Below are 20,759 nucleotides of genomic sequence, written 5' to 3' on the forward strand. Positions count from 1 at the left end.
GCATCCCACACCGCTTATTTTCGGACTGGCTATGCGTAACAAATATGCCCCTGCGCAAATCTTTATTCACTGGCTGACGCTGGTACTGGTGGCCACCGCTTACTGCACCATGGAGTTTCGCGGCTTATTCACGCGCGGATCCTGGCAAGGTTACACCATGATCGTCGGACATTTCAGCGCCGGCAGTTGTGTGCTGTTGCTGATGCTGTCACGCATTGTGCTGCGTTTTCGCCATCGCAGCCCGAAAATCGAACCCCAGCCGCCACACTGGCAAACCGGACTGGCGCATCTGATGCATCTGGCGATTTATCTGTTCTTTATCGTGCTGCCGATTCTCGGCATCCTTTCGCGCTTCTACATGGGCCGTAACTGGTGGATTTTCGCGATTCCGATGCCGGTCAGCGCCAGCCCGGATCCCGACTTTGCCGATATGCTGAGCGACTGGCACGAAACCCTCGCGCCATACGGCTACTGGCTGATTGGTCTGCACGCGGCGGCCGCGCTGGTGCATCATTATCTGATTAAAGACAATACGTTGCTGCGCATGATGCCGTCACGGCGAAACGGATGAAAGGAATAAGACGGTCGCCTGACGTGGCGACCGTCCTGATTTACGCAGCGTGCCGGCGATCGGTCACCGACCTCAGCTGAGGTGAAAACGTCCCACGGTATGCGCCAGCTGTGCCGCCTGGTCTTCCAGCGAACTGGCGGCGGCTGACATCTGCTGGACCAGCGCGGCGTTCTGCTGGGTGGTGCCATCCATCTCGTTCACCGCGATCGTTACCTGGCTGATGCCGCGCGCCTGCTCGTCTGACGCGGTAACAATCTCGCCGATAATAGTGCGCACCGAGTTCACCGCCTGCGTCATCTCCTGCATGGTTTTACCGGCATCCTGCACCAGCTGCACACCGCTGCCGACGCGCTGCCCGGACTCTTCAATCAGCGCAGCGATATCCTTCACCGCATTGGCGCTGCGCTGTGCCAGATTACGCACTTCTGACGCCACCACGGCAAAACCGCGTCCCTGTTCCCCGGCGCGCGCCGCTTCAACCGCGGCGTTGAGCGCCAGAATGTTGGTCTGGAAGGCGATGCTGTTGATAATGGCGGTGATGTCGCCGATTTTCTTCGCGCTGTCGTCGATTTGCGCCATGGTCTGCACTACCTGGCCCACCAGTGACTCACCGCGGCTGGCGATGTGCGTGGCGTTATCGGTCAGCGTCGTCGCCTGATGCGCGTTAGCAGCGTTGTGTTTCACCGTCGCGGTAATCTGCTCCATGCTGGCGGCAGTTTGTTCCAGTGCGGCCGCCTGCTCTTCGGTACGTGACGCGAGGTTGAGGTTGCCGCTGGCGATTTCACCCGCGCCCTGGCGCACCGAGGCGCTGGCATCCTGAATCTGCCCGACAATCTCGCGCAGCTGGTTTTGCATAGTGTGCAAGGCGAAGAACAGACTGCTGCTGTCGCGCGCTTTCAGCGGGATAGCGTTATCCAGTTTGCCATCGGCCACCGCCAGCGCAATGGTGGCTGCGGTCAGTGGCTCACCGCCAATCGGCTTCAGCACTTTGCGACTAAATACCAGCCCAAGCAGTGCGCACACCACCAGGATGCTAATCACCATTAAAATCACCGCGTTAATCAGCTGACGGTGCGCCGCTTCCATGACTTTGCTCACCGGGGCCACCACGCCGAGATACCATTTCTGATCGCTGTTACCGATCACCACAGGCCGCCAGGCTACCAGCGCATCCTCGCCCAGAATAGCGTCATGCTGTTCGGTGACCGTGCTGCTGAAATTATGCGTGTCGCCCTTCCAGGCTTTGCTGGTCTGGCTTTTGTCCGGATAAGACACCACATTCCCCGCGCTGGAGAGCAGCATGGCGTAACCGCTGCCTTCCCACGGTTTGATGCTGTTCACTTTTTCCTGCAGTGACGCCAGTGAGATATCGGACGTCACCACGCCCCACAGTTTGCCCTGGCTGATAATTGGCGCGGCCACCGAGGTCAGCAGCGTTGGCACACCGTTATAGGCATAGCTATAAGGTTCGATCAGCGTATCTTTCTGGCTTTTCTGCGGCAGCAGATAGTAATCGCCCTGGCCTGGCGTAAAGATTGAGGTCAGCGGATGCAGGGCAAAATTGCCGCCCTGGTCGCGATCGACGAAATAGGCGTAACGTCCTTTAGGTGCCGCGCCAGCCTGAGAGGCAAACTCAGCATCGCGTCCGTCAAATGCGTTTTCTTCGAAGATGACCGAAATAGAGAGATAGTCCGGATTATCACGCAGTGCAGAGACCAGCAGCTTATCGGCCACTTTGCGGTCCTGCACGCCGGCAGCCGGCAGGGCAATCAGACTGTGGCCGAGGTTGTGTGCGACATCGCGTGCGTAACTCAGCTCCTGCTGGATTTGCAGCGCCTGACTCTGCGCAATCTGCTGTAAGTAACTTTCCGCCAGCGATTTTTGCTCATTGCTGGACTGCCAGCTGAGCACGCCGATAGTCACGGCGAAGCCGAGGGTGATGGTTAAGGCGCCCGTCAGCAGCATTTGTGTGCGGGTGCTCATTTTTTTCTTATTAGATACGGTTGTGGCCATGTCGGCGCTCCTGGTGTTGACACTTTATTACTGAAAAAGAATCACGCCCTGTGCACCTGCATCCCTGTAATCACTCTATCGGCGCACAATCCGGGAACTTGATGGCCTGGCAGGTCCGATCAGAAAACCATCAACCGCTGTTGCGGCGTTGAGTCGCCATTAAAAACGCTAAGACGATGCAGTAAAAAAGAGGGAATTTGATCTGGCGCAAGATCGCCACTTCGTTGTGCTGTCAGGTTATTGCGTACGGGCGCAACGCGCCGCATAACAAGAGGAATGCAACATGGCAGGTAAATTGAGTCTGGCAGGGTTAATGGTGGTCTGGCTGGTGTATGTGGCGTGGATGGTCAGTTACTACTCAGGCACCTTCTCTCTTTTCACGCACTGATCCTTAGCACGGTTCCCAGGCCAGCACAGAGGCTGGCCCGGATTCAGCAGCAGTACAAAGCGAACGCGCGGTTCCTCAGGCGGCTTTGACCGCACGCACCTTCTTCTCTTTTTCCGGCACAGCCGTATCGCTGTCGTCAGCAGCGGTTTCGCCGCTTTCTTTCACCGCGTCCGGCAGTTTGCTGGTGCGCAGAATGTGTTGCACCGCGTCTTTCTGTTCGGCCAGCAGCATACCCAGCGCTTCGGCCTGGGCCTCATCCATCGCTGGCTGATGTTGCTGCAGCCAGTCGGTGAACGCGTCGGCCATATCGAGCATCTTGTCCCATGCATCTGCGTCTTTTTTATTGGCAAACGTCATCTTCTCTTCACCCTTTCTGACCACAACATATTTGGTTTCGACTGCCATGATGCACCTCATTTACTGTGTTTATATACAGTATATTTCATTCAGCTTTTTTAGCCAACGATTTTCTGCTTGCCGTTTAAGCCAGCAGCTCTTCGAGGAAGGTTGCCAGCGCTTTGCGCGGATCGTCCTCTTCAGACACGATCATTTCAATGCCCCACTGCCCCAGTACCTCTTTCGCCACCGGATTATTACGGTTGGTGAACAGGTAGGATTTAGGCCGTGCGGTCGCCAGCCCGGTGCGGCCCCACATCTTGGTCAGGCGATAAAACAGCAGGCGGATATTGAAATCGCTGATGCTGTAGCCAACAAACAGCACGGAGTTACCCATAACATCATGGGTCAGTTTGATATCCAGCGGCGAGTCAAAATAGAGCCGCTCGAAGTAGCTGCTCTCATCCAGCACGATGGAGGTATCATCGTCAAAATCGCCATGAAGTTTAATAATATGGCGCTTATCTTCAGTCAGCGACACCAGATCGGCGGCATTAGCGACCTTGCTATACGGCACATTGTGCGCTTCATGCGCCATCTCCAGCCAGCGGTCGTAATTGGTGGTATAGATGCGCGAGAAATTGCCCTGGGTGATCATGGTGTGGATTTCAGAGCTGCGCACGTCGATGTCCGGACGGTGCCACTCGCGATCCATCCAGCTGCGCAGCGGGCCGAGCGAGCCTTTGCGCTGTTTGTAATACTCCGCCAGCGACAAATGGGTGCCGTAGGTATTGAAGATCTTCGGATCGTAGCCCAGCTCATTAGCCAGATGTGCAATCAGCTCGTGCCACTCCGGCAGTCCGAGATTGCGTGAGATGCCCGCACCGGCGAACAGAATCAGTTTGCCGGCATCGTAAGCGCGTTTGAGTTCCGGTTTCATGCCAGTCCCCGCGAAGTTTTCAGAAAGGTGGCAAAGCGATCCAGCGCCAGGCGGCGCATCGAGATTTCGTTTTTCAGTTCGCCCATTTCAGCGAATGTCTGGGTGTGCCCTTCCGGGATAAAGACGCAGTCCCACTGAAATTCGCGCGGCCCCGCCGGCTCCCGGGCAATGGTGCCGCGCAGCTGACCTTCAAACTGGTACATTTTGCGCCCGTCACAGTAGCCGAGGACGGTTTTGGCGGTCACGCCCGGGCTGTCCAGTCCGTTCACCAGTTTGGTAAAGCGTTCTGCGTTCAGCCGGCTCCAGAAGATGCGCGTCAGACCGGCGGGCAGGCCATTGAGCCCATCCAGATATAGGCCGGTATGCTCGACAAACAGCGGGCGGCCAATGATTGAAAAGGCTTTAGTCAGTTTGTCACGAACCAGCTCCACCTCATTTTCGGTCTGAATCTCTTCAATACGGCGCGCAATGGGCACCACTTCGACACCCACCGGCTCAAGGATGGTACGCACCTCGGCCAGCTTGAGTTCATTAGCAGATAAGAAACGAATTTTCATTGCAATCAGTATGTTGAAAGTGGGTTAGTCCAACCTGGTGACGCGTATCCGGCTGCGGTTCCGGCTGTTATTGTCCGGCACGCTGTCGCCGTGCCGCGTGGTCATTCTACTCTGCGGCGACGCCACTGGCGAGGAACAATCGGGTCGCGCTGCGCGCGCCTTCGCCGGTATAGCGCATCGCTTATCGCTGACGGCGTTAAATATTGCACCTGAATGCGTTAATAGCGCTATTTGACGCCGCTTATGTCAAATATAAAAATCCGCGCTTAACGCGCAAATAATCTGAAAACAATTATGACAGTCGTCTCGCTTAAATATATTATGTGGCGTTTACACCTTCACGCGTCATGACAATAAAACCCGGAACCGTTTATGAACCCTTTGTTGAGTTCAGCCTGGTCGCGCATCCGTAATCTGCCCTTCATTCTGCAGGGTGATAGCCCGGAAAAAAAGCTCCGCCTGACGCTGCTGATTGCCGGCGTCGCCAGTATCGTGGCCGGTATCTTTATGGCAACACTGAATTTCAGTCGCGGTCATCATGACATTGGCTGTCTGTATATCGCCAGTATAGCGCTGGGGGCTACATCATCATCGGCGCCTTCAGCGACCGGCTGGAGCGGCATCTGGCGATCATTACCCATGCGTTATTATTCACCATCATCGTGCTGTTGCTGGTGGATAATCATCACGCTGCCGGCAAGCGTTCAGAATATAACTATCTGGTGGCCTTGATCATCGGTTCGGCACTGGTGTTGCGCCAGCAATCCTTTTATCTGAGTAAAATATTTCCGCTGCTGTGCCTGCTGTGTTATCTGTTTTTTGTCACCACCGGTCTGATCTGGGAAAATAATCGTTTTCATCTCAATATTCCGCAGGAAGCCGTTTTTACCGTTTTCAATTGTGCAGTGCCGGTGACGGCACTGCTGTCGACGGTGTTTACCTATGGCGGCAATTATTCCGCCACCGATCTTATCAAGCGCGAGCTCGCGTCCGCCATCGAGCGCCAGCAGCTGGAGCTCTATTATCAGCCGCAGGTCGATGGCGACAAAAATCTCATCGGTTTTGAAGCGCTGCTGCGCTGGAAGCACCCGGAGAAAGGCTTTATCTCGCCGGAGGTGTTTATCCCGGTAGCCGAAAAAAGCGGGCTGATCATTGATATTGGCAAGTGGGTGCTGGAGCGCATGCTGCAGCAAATCGTCGAGTGGGATCGTGTGCTGCGGCTGCCTCCGCTGGTGTTTTCCATCAATATCAGCCCGCTGCAGTTGATGCACCGCGACTTCACCCATGACACGCTGCTGACGCTGTCGCATTACAAAATCCGTCCCGAGCGGCTGAAGTTTGAAATTACCGAGACCACCTTTATTTACGATCAGCAGCGCATTGGGGATGTCATCAACCACTTCAGCCAGTTAGGGATTAAATGGGCGATCGACGATTTCGGCGTCGGCTACTCTTCGCTTAAGTCGCTGAGTGATTTCGCTATTGATGATATTAAGATTGATAAATCCCTGATCATGCACATTTTTGAAAACGAATCGGCAGCGATTGTGGTGCAAAAGACCATTGAGCTGTCGCGCGCGATGGGGCTGAACGTGCTGGCGGAAGGGATTGAGAGCGAGGAGTATTTCGAGCACCTGCGCAATAAGGGCTGCCATTTATTCCAGGGTTACCATTTTGCCCGCCCGCTGCCCGCCGCCGAAGCATTGCAGTGGATAAAAAAAGCAGGATAAACCGGGCGAGCCTTCATTTTTTAAAGCCGGTGCGCATCAATGTGCACCCTACGAAAGCCCATGCGAGCTGTAGGGTCGCCATTTATGGTGACCACACCGTGCGCCTGACCACCCCGCCCTAATTCTCCTGATAAACAATCCCGGGCGGATTAACCTGCGAAATCTCCACCGCCTCGCCCTCTTCACCCCATCTTGCCAGCACCTGGTGGTACTGGCCGCCAGCGATAGCGCCGTTGATCGCCTGCTGCAGCGCCACGTCCAGACCATTGCCCTTCTTCGTGGTGACCGCCACCCAGGCGCGAAACGGTCCGTGCCCGACAATTTTGGTTTGCCCGCGCGAAGCCACTTTCCACGCCGCCATGGCCTGCGGGCCGAATGACGCATCGGCCCGGCCAGAGAGCAGCGCCAGCGTGGCGGAGGCATCATCGTTGAGATAAATCGGCTGCACCGGGGCCAGGCCCTGCGCCCGATTCTTCGCATCCCAGCTCAGTAAGATTCGCTCCTGATTGGTACCGGAGCCCACAATAATCCGTTTGCCGGCCACGTCTTCCCGGCGACGAATCGCGCTGATTTTACTGTCCGCTTTCACCGCGAAGGCGTGGTTATCCGCGCGATAGGTGGCGAAATCAAACTTCTGCTTGCGCTCCTCGGTCACCGCGATATTAAACATCGCCACATCATAGCGCCCTGCCGTGATGCCCAGCGGCCAGTCCTCCCACGCCGCCGGCACCAGCCTGAGTTTCAGACCGAGGCTGTCGGCCAGCAGGCGCGCAATGTCCGGGTCGCTGCCGATCAGCGTTTTATTATCGGACGCCCAGAGGCCAATTGGCGGTGAATTACTGGCTGAAGTGGCGACGGTTAAATAGCCGGGGTGAACAAAATGAAATCCGGCGGGGATCTTCGCGATCGCCTGCGGATTGGCCGCCATAGTGATCGGCGTTTCGTTATGACTGGCGTCAAGCTGTTGCGCGCCTGTCGCGGGTGCCGCCAGCACCGCACCCGCCAGCGCGACTATGATCGCTTGCTTCATTACAGCACCCTGGCGAGGAAACGTTTGGTGCGCTCATGACGCGGCTGATTTAGCACCTGCTGGCTGCTGCCCTGCTCAACCACGCGCCCGTCAACCATAAACACCACGTTATCCGCCACTTCGCGCGCAAAGCCGATCTCGTGCGTGACAATCACCAGTGTGGTGCCGGAGCGCGCCAGCTTTTTAATCACATCCAGCACTTCGCCCACCAGTTCCGGGTCGAGCGCCGAAGTCGGCTCATCAAACAGCATCACGCGCGGGTTGAGCATCAGCGCACGCGCAATCGCAATGCGCTGCTGCTGACCGCCGGAGAGATGCCGCGGCCAGGCATCGGCTTTGTGCCGCAGGCCGACCACATCCAGCAGCTCACCGGCGCGATCGATCGCTGCCCGGCGCGACAGCTGACGATGGGCAATCGGCGCTTCAATCAGATTTTCCAGCACCGTCAGGTGCGGAAACAGATTGAAGTTCTGGAACACATAGCCGACGTTGATGCGCTGCCGCAAAATCGCCTTCTCTTTCAGCTCATAGAGTTTATCGCCGCGCCGCTGGTAGCCGATGTAATCGCCATCGATCTGAATAAAGCCTTCATCCACGCGCTCCAGATGATTGATGGTGCGCAGCAGCGTCGATTTGCCAGAACCGGACGGCCCGAGGATCACCGTCACCGAACCGGGAGCCAGCTCAAGCGACACCTCATCCAGCGCTTTATGCCGGCCAAACGTCTTGCTGACGCCGGTAATACTGATGGCGCCGGTGGTATGCAGATAGCGGTAATCAATGGCTTCGGACATGGGACAGCTCCTCGTTGACGGCAGGGTTCACGCTGCGGTTGCGCCACTGGCGCCAGCGCGAAGGTTGCGGTTCACGCGTGACGCTGCGTGCCAGCCAGCGCTCGACGCTGTGCTGCAGCAGCGACAGCACGGTGGTGATGATCAGATACCAGGCGGCTCCGACCATCAGCAGCGGGATCACCTGCTGGGTGCGGTTGTAGATCATCTGGATGGTGTAAAACAGCTCGGGCATCGCCAGCACATACACCATCGAGGTGCCCTTGGCGAGGCTGATGATCTCATTAAAGGTGGTGGGAATAATCGCGCGCAGCGCCTGCGGCAGAATGATGCGAAACGTGCGGCGCGACGACGATAATCCCAGCGCCGAAGCGGCTTCAAACTGGCCGTGATCGACGCCGAGAAACCCGCCGCGAATAATCTCCGCGCTGTACGCGCTCTGCACCAGCGTCAGGCCAATCACCGCCGCCGGGAACTGGCCGAGCACGTTGATGGTCTGGAAGTGCCCCCACGACAGGGCGGTGAACGGAATACCGAACGACAGCGTGTCGTACAGGTACGAGAAGTTATACAGAATGATCAGCACCACAATCAGCGGCAGCGAGCGAAACAGCCAGATATAGCCAAACGCCAGCGTGCTCAGCAGCCACGATGACGAGAGCCGCGCCAGGGCCAGCAGGCCGCCGAATATCAGGCTCAGCAGCGTGCCGCACAGCGTCAGCAGCAGCGTTTGTCCCAGGCCATTAAGGATCACCGGATCAAAAAACCAGCGGGCAAACACGCTCCACTCCCAGCGCGGATTAAAGGCCACGGAATCGATCACCGCCGCAAGGATAAATAGCGCGATGATGGCACCGACGGTACGCGCCGGATAGCGTGCCGGCACCACGGTCAAAGGTTGTTGCTTACTCATGGTGGCTCTCCTTAGCTGGCCTGCGCCACGTTGTGCACATCAATCACTTTGAGAAAACGCAGCCGGCCATCGTGCGGCGGCTGGCCGTAAATCTCCATATCTTCGCGCAGCTCAAACTGCGGCTGATAGCCGTGGCCGATATACAGCTGTACCGCTTCCGGCTGACGGAAACCGGTGGTGAGAAACACGCGCTGATAGCCTGCGCGCAGCGCCCGGCGCTCCAGCTCCTGCAGGATCAGCAGTGCCAGTCCCTGACGGCGCAGGTCACGCCGCGTCCAGATACGCTTCAGTTCGGCGGTGGTAGCATCCCACGGTTTGTAGGCGCCCATGGCGATGATCTCACCGTCGCGCTCCAGCACGATGAACAGCCCGCGCGGCGGCAAATACCACTCGGTCAGCTCAACTTCATTGTGCTTCCTGAAGAAATCGCCGTAGCGTGCTGCATATTCACCAAACAGACCGTCAAGAATCGGCTGCAGCTCCGGCGCTTCCGGTGACACTTCGCGGAAAAATTGCTGGCTCATGCCGCCTCCTTAATCGCCCAGTCCGGGCGGATTGATCTCGGAACGATCCAGACGCTCCACGCCTTCACCCCAGCGGTTCAGCACTTTGTCGTAGTCACCGTTTTTGATCACGCCGTTGAGCGCGGTATTGATTGGCTGCACCAGCCCGTTGTCTTTCTTCACCGTCACCGCGATGTGCGCCGCCTTCGGCCAGCCGCCGTCCACACTGCCCACCAGCCGGGTCTTTTTGGTCAGCGCCGCTTTCCACGCGCCAATCACGTTAGGGCCGAAGTAAGCGTCGGCGCGCCCGGCCTGTAGCGCCAGCGTCTGCGCAGCGTCATCTTTGGTATAAACCGGTGTGAAAGGCTTCAGTCCCTTAGCCTGATTCTCTTTATCCCAGGCCAGCAGGATGGCCTCCTGATTGGTGCCGGAGCCGACGATGATGCGCAGGCCGGCGATATCTTCTGCCTTGCTCAGCGAGGTAATCGGGCTGCTGGTTTTCACATAGAAGCCCAGCGAATCTTTGCGGTAGGTGGCAAAATCAAAACGCTGTTTACGATCTTTGGTCACCGTCACGTTGGTGATCGCCGCGTCATATTTGCCCGATGCCACGCCCAGCGGCCAGTCTTCCCACGAGGTGGGCACGATGTTGAGCTTCAGCCCGAGGCTGTCGGCCACCAGACGCGCGATATCCACCTCACTGCCCAGCAGCGTTTTATTGTCGTCGCTGAATACCGTGAGCGGCGGCGAGTTGAGTGCCGCCACCGCCACGGTGAACGATCCCGGCACGGCAAATTTGTGGCCCGCCGGAATTTGCGCCACGGCGGCAGGATTCTCTGGCGTGTTGATGGGCGTTTTATTGGCGGCAAGGCTCACCTGCTGACCATTGACGGCCACGTCCTCGGCCAGTGCCGCACTGCTCAGGCCCAGTAACAGCAGCGCAATCAGGGATTTTTTCTGCATAGCGTGTTTTCTCATCGTTATTGTGGTGTGAACTGGTTGAGCGGTTGTTTCAGACCAAAGCTGGCGCGCAGCGTGCTACCCGGGTATTCGCGACGCGTCAGGCCGCGCGCCTGGAGAACCGGAATCACCTGATCAACAAAACGCTCGAAGGTGTCCGGCGTGCCGCCCTGAATAATGAAACCGTCAGTGGCTTCGGTTTCGAACCACAGCTGCAGACCATCCGCCACCTGCTGTGGCGTGCCGTGAAACAGCGGACGCGGCGTTGCGGCTTCCAGCGCCGCCTGGCGCAGCGTATGGCCGTGTTCACGCGCTTTGCGTTTGATTTCGTCGGTGGTGCTACGGAAGCTGTTCTGGCCAATATCGCCAATGTCCGGGAACGGCTGGTCGAGCGGATACTGCGAGAAGTCGTGATGGTCAAAGAAGCGACCAAGGTAGTTGAGTGCATCCTCAATTGAGACCAGCGACGCGGTGGTCTGGTACTGGCGCTCAACGTCTGCGTCATTCTCCCCCACGATCACACTGACGCCCTGGAAAATGTGCAGCTCGCCCGGTTCACGCCCGTTCGCCACCAGCTGCTGCTTCACATCCCGGTAGAACACCTGCGCCTCTTCGCGCGTTGGCTGATGGGTGAAGATGGCGTCAGCATGACGCGCCGCCAGCTTGCGGCCATCTTCCGAGGCGCCCGCCTGAAAGATAATCGGCCGGCCCTGCGGTGTGCGCTCAATGTTCAGGGGCCCCTGTACCTGGAAAAAATCACCTTGATGATTCAGCGTGTGCAGTTTGTCAGGTGCATAGAACTGACCGCTGGCTTTATTGCGCACAAACGCGCCCTCTTCCCAGGAATCCCACAACCCTTTCACCACCTGCAGGTACTCGTCGGCGATGCGGTAGCGCAGCGCATGCTCGGGATGCTGCTGACGCGAAAAGTTTTTTGCCGAGCCCTCCAGCGGCGATGTCACCACATTCCAGCCCGCGCGCCCGCCGCTGAGATGGTCGAGACTGGCGAACTGGCGGGCGACGGTGAACGGCTCACTGTAGGAGGTGGACACCGTACCGACCAGGCCGAGATGCTCGGTGACGCCGGCCAGCGCCGACAGCAGCGTCAGCGGTTCGAAGCGGTTAAGAAAGTGCGGGATCGATTTTTCATTAATGAATAGGCCATCGGCGACAAACAGGAAATCCAGTTTGCCAGCCTCGGCTTTACGGGCGATACGGCGGGCGTAATCAAAACTGATGCTGGCATCCGCCTGCGCCGCCGGATGACGCCAGGCGGACATGTTGCCGGATGCGCCGTGCAGAATGGTGCCGAGGCGCAGTTGTCTTGCAGTCATAATCGTCTCTCTTTGCTCATGGCGCAGCCTGCCGGCGATAGCCTTATCGCCGTACAGCGCTGCCAGAAATGGAAGGAAATCAGTTAAGGATGACGTCGCGACATCGCGCGTTTAGCTGCTGCAATGCCTGTTGCGCCAGCTGACTGAAGTAGTGTGCCGCCGGGGCGATCAGCGCTTCATCGGGGTTGAAGCCACCGTGATGCAGGCCAAATTCACTGGCGCTGCCAATGCTGACAAACGCGCCCGGTAGCTGCTGCAGGTAATAAGCGAAATCTTCGCCGCCAAGGTGCAGCTCAGCCTGTTGCACCTGATAACCCACCTGCTGCGCCACCTGACTGGCAAACTGTGCCCAGTGGGCGTCGTTCTCCAGCACCGGCGGCCCCGGATGCCAGCTAAAAGTGGCCGTGGCACCGCTGGCGGCGGCGATATTGACCACCACCTCGCGTGCACGCTGCTCCAGCTGCGCGCGCACCTGTTTATCGTGCGTGCGCACCGTGCCGCCAAATTCCGCTTCAGCCGTCTGCTGACCGTCGTGCCTGTGTGCATCAATCCGCGTGACGCTCAGCACCAGACTGTCCAGCGTATTAAAGCTGCGGCTGGTGAGGGATTGCAGCGCCTGAATAATCTGGCTGGCGACCAGGATGCTGTTCACGTCCGCGCGGGTGCTGTGCACGCGCACCACAAATTTATCGGCGTTGGCATAAAACGCACCGCTGCGCGTGGCAAAGGTGCCCGTGGGCAAACCCGGTTCGTTGTGCATGCCAAAAATCGCCTGTACCTGATCCAGCACCCCCGCATCGATGAACTGCCGCGCGCCCTGGGCAATCTCTTCCGCCGGCTGGAACAGGATGCGCACCCGCCCCGCTAGCTGAGCTTCCCGTGTTTTCAGCTGCAGCGTGGCACCCAGTATCACTGCACTGTGCACATCGTGACCGCAGGCGTGCATGACGCCGGCTTGCCGTGAACGAAAAGGCAGCCCGGTGGCTTCATGGATCGGTAATGCATCGATATCGGCACGCAGGGCAATCAGGGGCGCGCCCTGACCCACTTCCGCCACCACGCCGGTGTGCAGCGGATAATCCAGCAGGCGCACGTCAGCCTGCTGCAGCCAGCGGCGCAGCCGCGCGCTGGTTTCCACTTCATGACCGGAGAGTTCCGGCCAGCTGTGCAGCTCGCGCCGCCAGTCAATCAGCTGCTGTTCGCTTACTATCGTCACAGGACCTCCCGGTCAGGCGCTAACCAGACGATGCGTCGCCAGCAGTTCGAGGGATTTCACCCGCGCCTGCTCCTTCGCCACCGGCGTATCGATAACAAACTCTTCAATGCCGTAGCGCTGGTGCAGCGCATCAAGCTGCGCGTGCACCTGTGCCGCGGTCCCTTTCAGCAGCGACGGCGTGCGTGGCTCAATCACGTAGTCACTGAACCCGCCCTGACGCACATAGCGCTCAGCCTGTTCAATGCTGCCGACGTTAACGCTCTGTCCGCCCGTCACGCTGACGTGATAAATGCGCAGTGTGTCGACCAGCAGGTCAGCTTCTGCCGGCGAATCCGCCACCACCACCTGTACCGCCACCAGCGCACGCTGACCCTGACTGTGCTGGCGATAGCTGTTCAGCACCTGCGCCATCAGTTGAGGATCGCCGTTGTGGTGTGCGGCGAACACCAGTTGCCAGCCGAGCTCTGCCGCCAGTCGGGCGCTCGCTTCGCTGGCCCCGAGCAGAAAGCGATTGGCCGGACGCGGCGGCTGCGGCGTGGCGCGCAGGATCTCATCATCCCCCACCGGCGGCACACTGAGCCAGCTATCCAGCAGCGCCAGCTGTTCGGCAAAGCTGCCTTTCTCCTGCTGGCGCACCCCCAGTTGCAGCGCGCGGGTAGAAAGCGGCAGTCCGCCGGGCGCTTTACCCACGCCCAGGTCGATACGTCCAGGTGCCAGCGCAGCCAGCAGGTTGAAGTTTTCCGCCACTTTATAAGGGCTGTAGTGCTGCAACATCACGCCGCCGGAACCCACGCGGATATGCCGGGTCTGGCCAATGATCCAGGCAATCAACAATTCCGGCGAAGGACTCGCCAGCTGGTCGCTGTTGTGGTGTTCCGCCAGCCAGAAGCGGTGATAACCCCAGGCTTCCGCGCGCTGAGCCAGCTGCAGTGTGCGATGCAGGGCCTGCGTGGCGCTCTCACCGGCTGCAATCGGTGATTTGTCGAGCAAACTCAGTCGGTATGACATGCGCCTGTTCCTTATTTCGATGAATAGGGTTGCGATGAATATGGCGCTTAGTGTGGCGGGGAGATTTATATTTCGTAAAACAACTAAATCGGCAAAGCGATTCAGGAAATGAGAAATAGTCATAATACTGGTGGATGAAAGCCTGATTTTTCGTAAAGCGGATTTCGCTTTCTGTCGGGTTAACATTACGCGCGGAGGTAATGATCCGCAGAAGCAATAACATCAGCGCAGGTTTTCAGGTTGAGAAAAAACAATTTTATCGGGCCAGGAAAACAACCCGGTAATTGCGGCATACAATTAATTCTCCGCTTTTGTTATTTTCGCAAAAGCTTAGTGCAATTCATTGGTTCAACTCACGGGTTGCACATTTGATGATGATTTCAGCCCACCGGGCACTTGATAACAAAGGAAATCATCATGAAGACGCATTTTCACTTGCGGGCGCTGAGCTTAGCCCTGCTGACAGGGATATTTAGCGCCCACGCGGCGGAGACGCCGGTCAAAGGCGGCACGCTGATTTATCTGGAACAGCAGGCACATACCAATCTTTATCCGCCGGCAGGGGGTTTTTATCCCAACGGCGGCATTCTCAATCAGATCACCGACAAACTAACGTGGCAAAATCCGAAAACGCTGCAGGTGGAACCGTGGATTGCCGAAAGCTGGAGCAGCAACGCGGATAAAACGGAATACACCTTTAAAATTCGTCCTGGCGTCACCTTTTCCGATGGCACGCCGCTGGATGCGAATGCCGTAGCGAAAAACTTTGATACTTACGGACTCGGTAATAAAGCCCAGCGCCTGCCGGTATCTGAAGTGATTAATAATTACGAACGCAGCGAAGTGATTGATCCCCAGACGGTGAAGTTTTATTTCAAACAGCCCTCACCTGGATTTTTACAGGGCACGGCCACCATTGGCTCCGGGCTGGTTTCTCTCAGCACGCTGCAACGCAGTTTCGACCAGCTCGGCGATGCGCGCCATATTATTGGCTCCGGGCCGTTTGTGGTCAGCGATGAAAAGCTCGGGCGGGAAGTGGATTTAACCGCGCGCAAAGATTACCAGTGGGGACCGAAAAACAGCACCCAGCAGGGACCGGCGAATCTGGCTGGCATCAAATTTATCGTCACACCGGAAGATAGCGTGCGCATCGGCGCACTGCTGGCCGGCCAGGCCGATTTTATTCGCCAGGTGCAGGCGTATGACGAAAAACAGGCGCAGCAGCAGGCGTTCCCGGTTTACGCAGCGCCGACGCGTGGCGTCAACGACAGCATCAGCTTCCGCCCGGATAACCCGCTGGTCAGCGATCTGCGCGTACGTCAGGCGCTGTTGCACGCGACCAACGCGCAGCAGGTGGTGCAAACGCTGTTTTCACCTAACTATCCGCAGGCCACCTCGGTACTCGCCGCCTCGGCCGCCGGGTATATCAACCTCGCGGACAAACTGAAATACGATCCCGCCCGCGCCAGGCAACTGCTTGATGAGGCTGGCTGGCAGCCCGGCAGCGACGGCATCCGCGCTAAAGCGGGGCAAAAGCTGGCCCTGACCGTGTATGAATCGCTGCCGCAGCCGCAGAACAAAGAAGTGCTGCAGCTGGTGGCTCAGCAGTGGCGTCAGGTTGGCGTCCAGCTCACGGTGAAAGCCGGTGACGCCGGCAGCCGCACGCTGGACAACCTCGATCCGCTAAAAACCCCGCTCACGGTCTCGGAAGTGGGCCGCGCCGACCCGGACGTGGTGAAGAGCATGTTTTATCCCGCCAACCGCGATGCGCTGCTGCAAAAAGGCGGCTCCAGCGACAAAGTCCGGCATTTCCGTGACGACCAACTCAACAAGCTTTTGGTGGCGATCTCGGCCGAAGTCGATCCGACGAAACGTCTGGCGCTCACCGGAGACGCCCAGCGTTATCTGCTGGATCAGGCTTATGTGATCCCGATCTTTGAAGAGCCGCAGGTGTTTGCCGGCGCGCCGTGGCTGAAGGGCGTGAGCTTTGAAGCCGTAGGCCGACCGTCGTTCTACGGCGCATGGCTGGAAAAACATTGAGAGGATAATTATGCGACACGCACTGCTGCATAGAGCGGGACAAAGCCTGCTGGTGTTATGGGCGGCGTTTACCCTGTCGTTTCTGCTGCTGCAGGTGCTGCCGGGCGATGCGGTGCTGATCAAGTTCCAGAATCCGGATCTGGGTCTCAGCCCGCAGCAAATTGCAGAGATGCGGCAGGCCTACGGTGCCGATAGCCCGATCTGGCAGCAGTATCTGCATACGCTGCTGGCGATGCTGCGCGGTGACTTTGGCTACTCGGTGCAGGCAGGTGTGCCGGTCAGCGATCTGCTGCGCAGCAATCTGCCCGCCACGCTGCAGCTGGCGCTGGCCGGATTTGCCGTTGCCTGCGTGGTGGCCTTCGCACTGGCGGCGCTGGCGCGGCTGCCGGCGCTGCGCCTGCTACGCGCGCTATTGCAGTCGCTGCCGGCGCTGTTTATTTCGCTGCCGACGTTCTGGCTTGGTATCGCGCTGATTCAGCTGTTCTCCTTTCAACTGCGCTGGATCCCGGTGATCAACCCATCGCCCCTGCAGGGGCTGATTCTGCCGGTGCTGACCGTCGCCGTGCCCATCTCCGCCCCGCTGGCCCAGATTCTGTTGCGCAGCATCGATCAGGTTGCTATTCAGCCGTTTGTCGCCGTGGCCCGCGCCAAAGGTGCCAGCGCACAACACGTGCTGTGGCGCCATATCATGCGTAACGCGCTACTGCCGGTGCTCAATGTGGCCGGTTTGCTGCTGGGGGAACTGATCGCGGGCGCGCTGATTACCGAAACCGTGTTCGGCTTAAGCGGCATCGGCCAGCTGACCCAGCAGGCGGTCAACAATCAGGATGTGGCGGTGTTACAGGCGGTGGTGATGATCTCCGCACTGGCGTTTGTACTGATCAACCTGCTGGTCGATCTGCTGATGCCGCTGTTCGACCCACGTCTGCAAACCGTAGCCGGAGGAAATTCATGAGTCTGGTCGATTACTCTACCGCGCGTCAGGGACAGCCGGCCTTGCGGCGCGATCGTGCCCGCCGCCTGCAGCCCGGCTTGTGGCTGGCATGGACGGTGCTGGCGCTGGCGTTTGTGGCGGCCGTGGCACCGCAGCTGTTTACCCACTATAGCCCGACCGAAGGCATTGCCGGCGCGCAGCGCTTAGCGCCGCACAGTGCGCACTGGCTCGGCACCGATCAACTGGGACGCGACCTGCTGGCGCGCATCGTCTATGGCGCCTCGCAGTCGCTCTCTGCGGCGGTCGCAGCGGTGGCGATGGGGCTCACTGGCGGGACCGCGCTGGGCGTCCTGGCCGGGGCCGTGGGCGGCCGCACTGAACAGGCACTGATGCGACTGGTTGATGTGCTGCTTTCAATCCCGGCGCTGCTGCTGTCATTAAGCCTGCTGATCCTGCTGGGTTTTGGCACCGTGCACGCTGCGCTGGCGGTGGGCATCGCCTCGATTGCCAGTTTTGCCCGGCTGGCGCGCGGCGAAGTGGTGCGGGTACGCCGCAGTGAATATGTGGAAGCGGCTTATGGCAGTGGCGGCCGTTTCTGGCAGGTACTGTGGCGCCACATTGTCCCCAACTCGCTGACCGCGGTGATTGCCTTCGCCGCACTGCAGTTTGGTCAGGCCATTCTGGCGCTCTCAACTCTCAGCTTTCTCGGCTATGGCACGCCGCCACCGACCCCCGAATGGGGTTTGCTGATCGCCGAAGGCCGCAACTATCTGGCTACCGCGTGGTGGCTGACTACCTTTCCCGGCGTGGTGGTGGTCGCCGTGGTGCTGGCGGCGAACCGCGTTAGCCGTCAGCTGGCAGGAGGTGACGCATGACAGCGCTATTAAGCGTGGAAAACCTCAGCCTCAGCTATCGCCAGCGCGGCGTGTGGCGTGAAGTGGTGCATAACGTGAGCTTTTCCCTGCAGCCGGGCGAAATGGTGGCGCTGGTCGGTGAATCCGGCTCAGGTAAAACCACCACGGCCCAGGCGATTATCGGTCTGCTGGCGGACAATGCCCGGCGCGATAGCGGTAAAATCCTGCTGAACGGCACCGATATCGCTGGCTGGTCATCCCGGCGCATGGACAGCGTGCGCGGCGTGCATATCAGCCTGGTGCCGCAGGATCCCGGTAATTCGCTTAATCCGGTGAAGACCATTGGCGATCAGGTTGGCGAGATCCTGCAGCTGCATCAGAAGCTTAGCCGGACCGCGCGCCAGCAGCGCGTGCTGGAACTGCTGCAAAAAGTTGGACTGAGCCATCCTGAGCAGCGCCTGCATCAATATCCGCATCAGCTCTCTGGCGGGATGAAGCAGCGCGTGCTGATTGCCATCGCGCTCGCCCTGCAACCACAGTTGATCATCGCCGATGAGCCGACCAGTGCGCTCGATGTCACGGTGCAAAAGCGCATTCTCGATCTGCTCGACCAGCTGCGCCGTGAGTTCGCCACCGCCGTGCTGTTTGTCACCCACGACCTGGCGCTGGCCGCGGAACGCGCTGATCGTCTGCTGGTGTTTCGTCACGGCGAGTTCCAGGAACAGGGAAGCGCAGCGACACTGGTTAGCGCGCCACAGCATCCTTATACCCGCCAGCTGTTACAGGACGCGGTGCCCGACGTTACCGCTCTGCCTTATCCGTCCGCAGCCCGTTTTTCCACTCCGGCGATTCAGCTCAACGCCATCGATAAACAGTTTGCGCTTGGCAGGCAGCAGACGCTGACGGTGGCGAAAGCGGTCAGCCTGACGGTGCCACGCGGCACGACGCACGCGCTGGTGGGTGAATCCGGCTCCGGCAAAACCACGCTGGCGCGCATTTTGCTTGGCTTTGAACGCGCCGATCGCGGCAAAGTGGTGATCGACGGCATTGATGCCAGCAGCCTGCGCGGCGAAGCGCTGCGTCAGCTGCGGCGCAAAATCCAGTTTGTTTACCAGAATCCGTTCGCCTCGCTCGATCCGCGCCAGACGCTGTTTAACATCGTTGAAGAACCGCTGCGCAACTTTGGCTCGCTCAGCGCCGCCGCTCGCCAGCAGCGGGTGCACGAGGTGGCGCAGCGGGTGGCACTGCCGCTGGATCTGCTGACGCGCAAGCCGCGCGAGCTGTCCGGCGGCCAGCGTCAGCGCGTCGCCATCGCACGGGCGTTGATCCCGCAACCGGCGATCCTGGTGCTGGATGAGGCAACGTCAGCGCTGGACGTCACGGTGCAGGCACAGATTCTGCAATTGCTGCAACAGTTACAGCGCGAGCTGGGCCTCACCTATCTGTTTATCACCCACGATTTAGCCACCGTACGACGACTGGCACACAGCGTTACCGTGCTGCGCGCCGGCGAAGTGGTTGAACAAGGTGACACCGTCACACTGTTCAATGCGCCGCAGCATCCTTACACCCGCGCGTTGATTGACGCCATTCCGGTTTTCCGTCCGCTGATTAAGGAGTCTGCATGACGCGCAAACGCATCGGTTTTTTTACCCGCCTGCTCGACGACACCACGGCGCAACAGCGCTACCGGCTGGCGACGGAACAAATTCAGCACGCTGAACGCTGCGGATTTGACAGTGCCTGGATCGCGCAGCACCACTTTCATGAAAAAGAAGGCGGGCTGCCCTCACCGCTGGTGTTTCTTGCCCACGTGGCCGCGCACACCCGTCATATCCGCCTCGGCACCGGCATCATCACCCTGCCGCTGGAAAATGCCCTGCGCGTGGCCGAAGACGCGGCGGTGCTGGACCTGCTGAGCGACGGACGCCTGGAGGTGGGGCTCGGCTCCGGCGGCACGCCAACCTCATTTTTGCCGTTTGGCCTGACCAGCGAACAGCGCGCTGGCGTGTTTGCCGACCAGTTGCATACGCTGCTCAGCGCGTGGCGCGGCGACACGCTGGCCCATCCGGACAATCATCTCTATCCGCCGGCTCCCACGCTGGCGCAGCGTGTGTGGATCGCCACCTTTTCCGTTGCAGGCGCGACGCGTGCCGGCCAGGCCGGTCACGGGCTGATGTTATCGCGCACCCAGCCGCGGCCGGCGGGCCAGCCGGACCTGTCGCTGCAGCAGCTGCAAAACCCGATGATCGATGCTTATCTCGCGGCGCTGCCGTCGGGCGTGGCGCCCCGCATCCTGGCTTCGCGCACCGCGTTTGTTGCCGACTCGAACGACTACGCGCGCCGCCTTGCCGCACCCGGCCTGCAGCGCCAGGCGGAGCAGTTTCGCAAGGCGGGCCACGACATCACCGGCAGCACGCTGGAGAGCCACGCGCGCCAGCTTGATGCACATATCGGCGATGCGGACGCGGTGCTGGCTTCGCTGCTGGCCGACAGCACGCTGACGCGCGCCACCGACATCACCTTCCAGGTGCACTCTATCGATCCGCCGCACGCCGATACGCTGCGTTCGGTGGCGTTAATTGCTGAACATATTGCCCCCACGCTGCGTGCGCTGGGGACCGCTTAACAGGAGAAAATC

20 protein-coding genes are annotated in these 20,759 nt (G+C 59.3%); 8 read left to right on the plus strand and 12 right to left on the minus strand.

The annotated features are described in order from the left end of the window. Positions 1-31 precede the first annotated feature (31 nt). Complete coding sequence (gene cybB, locus AC6I7J_RS20985) at positions 32-571, plus strand: cytochrome b561 (RefSeq protein WP_031280003.1); 540 nt, start codon at positions 32-34, stop codon at positions 569-571. 72 nt (positions 572-643) lie between these two features. On the opposite strand, the gene AC6I7J_RS20990 is transcribed toward cybB, so the two are convergent. The 4 genes from AC6I7J_RS20990 to AC6I7J_RS21005 form a co-directional block, all read right to left on the minus strand. Continuing rightward, entirely contained in the window at positions 644-2,584 is a 1,941-nt protein-coding gene (locus AC6I7J_RS20990; RefSeq protein WP_021509066.1) for a methyl-accepting chemotaxis protein, read from the minus strand. Between the two features lie 463 nt (positions 2,585-3,047). Further along, positions 3,048-3,377: a YebG family protein gene (locus tag AC6I7J_RS20995; RefSeq protein ID WP_498007280.1), complete on the minus strand. Its 330-nt coding sequence runs from the start codon at positions 3,375-3,377 to the stop codon at positions 3,048-3,050. A 76-nt stretch (positions 3,378-3,453) separates the two neighbouring features. Next, positions 3,454-4,248 (minus strand): SIR2 family protein, encoded by a 795-nt coding sequence (locus tag AC6I7J_RS21000; RefSeq protein ID WP_010618046.1) that lies wholly within the window; start codon positions 4,246-4,248, stop codon positions 3,454-3,456. Further along, positions 4,245-4,805 (minus strand): non-canonical purine NTP pyrophosphatase, encoded by a 561-nt coding sequence (locus AC6I7J_RS21005; protein WP_010618047.1) that lies wholly within the window; start codon positions 4,803-4,805, stop codon positions 4,245-4,247. The genes AC6I7J_RS21000 and AC6I7J_RS21005 overlap by 4 nt, the downstream gene beginning before the upstream one ends. Positions 4,806-5,177: 372 nt before the next feature. Here AC6I7J_RS21005 and AC6I7J_RS21010 point away from each other — a divergent pair, with 372 nt between their 5' ends. Continuing rightward, the gene (locus tag AC6I7J_RS21010; protein ID WP_498007281.1) at positions 5,178-5,537 is read left to right on the plus strand and encodes a hypothetical protein; all 360 of its coding nucleotides are present in this window, start codon (positions 5,178-5,180) and stop codon (positions 5,535-5,537) included. Then, on the plus strand, positions 5,480-6,535 hold the full coding sequence (locus AC6I7J_RS21015) for a putative bifunctional diguanylate cyclase/phosphodiesterase (protein WP_283342331.1): 1,056 nt from the start codon (positions 5,480-5,482) through the stop codon (positions 6,533-6,535). Before AC6I7J_RS21010 ends, AC6I7J_RS21015 begins: the two co-directional genes overlap by 58 nt. Positions 6,536-6,653: 118 nt before the next feature. Here the strand turns inward: AC6I7J_RS21015 and AC6I7J_RS21020 are convergent, their stop codons facing one another. The 8 genes from AC6I7J_RS21020 to AC6I7J_RS21055 form a co-directional block, all read right to left on the minus strand. Next, positions 6,654-7,565, minus strand: a complete 912-nt coding sequence (locus AC6I7J_RS21020; protein ID WP_498007282.1) for an ABC transporter substrate-binding protein — start codon at positions 7,563-7,565, stop codon at positions 6,654-6,656. Beyond that, entirely contained in the window at positions 7,565-8,359 is a 795-nt protein-coding gene (locus tag AC6I7J_RS21025) for an amino acid ABC transporter ATP-binding protein (protein ID WP_021509061.1), read from the minus strand. The genes AC6I7J_RS21020 and AC6I7J_RS21025 overlap by 1 nt, the downstream gene beginning before the upstream one ends. Continuing rightward, the gene (locus AC6I7J_RS21030) at positions 8,343-9,269 is read right to left on the minus strand and encodes an amino acid ABC transporter permease (RefSeq protein ID WP_021509060.1); all 927 of its coding nucleotides are present in this window, start codon (positions 9,267-9,269) and stop codon (positions 8,343-8,345) included. Before AC6I7J_RS21030 ends, AC6I7J_RS21025 begins: the two co-directional genes overlap by 17 nt. Before the next feature lie 11 nt (positions 9,270-9,280). Then, positions 9,281-9,793: a GNAT family N-acetyltransferase gene (locus AC6I7J_RS21035; RefSeq protein WP_021509059.1), complete on the minus strand. Its 513-nt coding sequence runs from the start codon at positions 9,791-9,793 to the stop codon at positions 9,281-9,283. 9 nt (positions 9,794-9,802) lie between these two features. Beyond that, entirely contained in the window at positions 9,803-10,735 is a 933-nt protein-coding gene (locus AC6I7J_RS21040; RefSeq protein WP_058759106.1) for an ABC transporter substrate-binding protein, read from the minus strand. A 17-nt stretch (positions 10,736-10,752) separates the two neighbouring features. Beyond that, the gene (locus tag AC6I7J_RS21045; RefSeq protein ID WP_498007283.1) at positions 10,753-12,066 is read right to left on the minus strand and encodes an LLM class flavin-dependent oxidoreductase; all 1,314 of its coding nucleotides are present in this window, start codon (positions 12,064-12,066) and stop codon (positions 10,753-10,755) included. A 79-nt stretch (positions 12,067-12,145) separates the two neighbouring features. Further along, a complete protein-coding gene (locus AC6I7J_RS21050) occupies positions 12,146-13,282 on the minus strand; it encodes an amidohydrolase (RefSeq protein ID WP_021509056.1) in 1,137 nt (378 codons plus the stop codon). A gap of 12 nt (positions 13,283-13,294) precedes the next feature. Further along, on the minus strand, positions 13,295-14,290 hold the full coding sequence (locus tag AC6I7J_RS21055) for an MsnO8 family LLM class oxidoreductase (protein ID WP_498007284.1): 996 nt from the start codon (positions 14,288-14,290) through the stop codon (positions 13,295-13,297). Positions 14,291-14,707: 417 nt separating this feature from the next. On the opposite strand from AC6I7J_RS21055, the gene AC6I7J_RS21060 reads away from it, so the two are divergent. From AC6I7J_RS21060 to AC6I7J_RS21080, 5 genes are read left to right on the plus strand one after another with little or no spacing between them, the layout of a single operon-like run. Further along, entirely contained in the window at positions 14,708-16,330 is a 1,623-nt protein-coding gene (locus tag AC6I7J_RS21060; RefSeq protein WP_021509053.1) for a TIGR04028 family ABC transporter substrate-binding protein, read from the plus strand. A 10-nt stretch (positions 16,331-16,340) separates the two neighbouring features. After that, positions 16,341-17,285 carry an ABC transporter permease gene (locus AC6I7J_RS21065; RefSeq protein ID WP_021509052.1) on the plus strand — a complete coding sequence of 315 codons (945 nt, stop codon included), beginning with the start codon at positions 16,341-16,343 and terminating at the stop codon, positions 17,283-17,285. Next, complete coding sequence (locus AC6I7J_RS21070) at positions 17,282-18,139, plus strand: ABC transporter permease (protein ID WP_021509051.1); 858 nt, start codon at positions 17,282-17,284, stop codon at positions 18,137-18,139. Before AC6I7J_RS21065 ends, AC6I7J_RS21070 begins: the two co-directional genes overlap by 4 nt. Beyond that, positions 18,136-19,746: a dipeptide ABC transporter ATP-binding protein gene (locus tag AC6I7J_RS21075; protein ID WP_498007285.1), complete on the plus strand. Its 1,611-nt coding sequence runs from the start codon at positions 18,136-18,138 to the stop codon at positions 19,744-19,746. The genes AC6I7J_RS21070 and AC6I7J_RS21075 overlap by 4 nt, the downstream gene beginning before the upstream one ends. Next, complete coding sequence (locus AC6I7J_RS21080; protein WP_021509049.1) at positions 19,743-20,747, plus strand: putative FMN-dependent luciferase-like monooxygenase; 1,005 nt, start codon at positions 19,743-19,745, stop codon at positions 20,745-20,747. Before AC6I7J_RS21075 ends, AC6I7J_RS21080 begins: the two co-directional genes overlap by 4 nt. The last annotated feature ends 12 nt before the right edge of the window (positions 20,748-20,759 follow it).

It is taken from the genome of Type-C symbiont of Plautia stali (assembly GCF_059730935.1).

What these genes read in the sequence shown, in the direction of transcription:
- cybB (WP_031280003.1), top strand. Translation starts at nt 32, where the DNA reads ATGCGTAACAAATATGCCCCTGCGCAAATCTTTATTCACTGGCTGACG.
- AC6I7J_RS20990 (WP_021509066.1), bottom strand. Translation starts at nt 2,584, where the DNA reads ATGGCCACAACCGTATCTAATAAGAAAAAAATGAGCACCCGCACACAA.
- AC6I7J_RS20995 (WP_498007280.1), bottom strand. Translation starts at nt 3,377, where the DNA reads ATGGCAGTCGAAACCAAATATGTTGTGGTCAGAAAGGGTGAAGAGAAG.
- AC6I7J_RS21000 (WP_010618046.1), bottom strand. Translation starts at nt 4,248, where the DNA reads ATGAAACCGGAACTCAAACGCGCTTACGATGCCGGCAAACTGATTCTG.
- AC6I7J_RS21005 (WP_010618047.1), bottom strand. Translation starts at nt 4,805, where the DNA reads ATGAAAATTCGTTTCTTATCTGCTAATGAACTCAAGCTGGCCGAGGTG.
- AC6I7J_RS21010 (WP_498007281.1), top strand. Translation starts at nt 5,178, where the DNA reads ATGAACCCTTTGTTGAGTTCAGCCTGGTCGCGCATCCGTAATCTGCCC.
- AC6I7J_RS21020 (WP_498007282.1), bottom strand. Translation starts at nt 7,565, where the DNA reads ATGAAGCAAGCGATCATAGTCGCGCTGGCGGGTGCGGTGCTGGCGGCA.
- AC6I7J_RS21025 (WP_021509061.1), bottom strand. Translation starts at nt 8,359, where the DNA reads ATGTCCGAAGCCATTGATTACCGCTATCTGCATACCACCGGCGCCATC.
- AC6I7J_RS21030 (WP_021509060.1), bottom strand. Translation starts at nt 9,269, where the DNA reads ATGAGTAAGCAACAACCTTTGACCGTGGTGCCGGCACGCTATCCGGCG.
- AC6I7J_RS21035 (WP_021509059.1), bottom strand. Translation starts at nt 9,793, where the DNA reads ATGAGCCAGCAATTTTTCCGCGAAGTGTCACCGGAAGCGCCGGAGCTG.
- AC6I7J_RS21040 (WP_058759106.1), bottom strand. Translation starts at nt 10,735, where the DNA reads ATGCAGAAAAAATCCCTGATTGCGCTGCTGTTACTGGGCCTGAGCAGT.
- AC6I7J_RS21045 (WP_498007283.1), bottom strand. Translation starts at nt 12,066, where the DNA reads ATGACTGCAAGACAACTGCGCCTCGGCACCATTCTGCACGGCGCATCC.
- AC6I7J_RS21055 (WP_498007284.1), bottom strand. Translation starts at nt 14,290, where the DNA reads ATGTCATACCGACTGAGTTTGCTCGACAAATCACCGATTGCAGCCGGT.
- AC6I7J_RS21060 (WP_021509053.1), top strand. Translation starts at nt 14,708, where the DNA reads ATGAAGACGCATTTTCACTTGCGGGCGCTGAGCTTAGCCCTGCTGACA.
- AC6I7J_RS21065 (WP_021509052.1), top strand. Translation starts at nt 16,341, where the DNA reads ATGCGACACGCACTGCTGCATAGAGCGGGACAAAGCCTGCTGGTGTTA.
- AC6I7J_RS21070 (WP_021509051.1), top strand. Translation starts at nt 17,282, where the DNA reads ATGAGTCTGGTCGATTACTCTACCGCGCGTCAGGGACAGCCGGCCTTG.
- AC6I7J_RS21075 (WP_498007285.1), top strand. Translation starts at nt 18,136, where the DNA reads ATGACAGCGCTATTAAGCGTGGAAAACCTCAGCCTCAGCTATCGCCAG.
- AC6I7J_RS21080 (WP_021509049.1), top strand. Translation starts at nt 19,743, where the DNA reads ATGACGCGCAAACGCATCGGTTTTTTTACCCGCCTGCTCGACGACACC.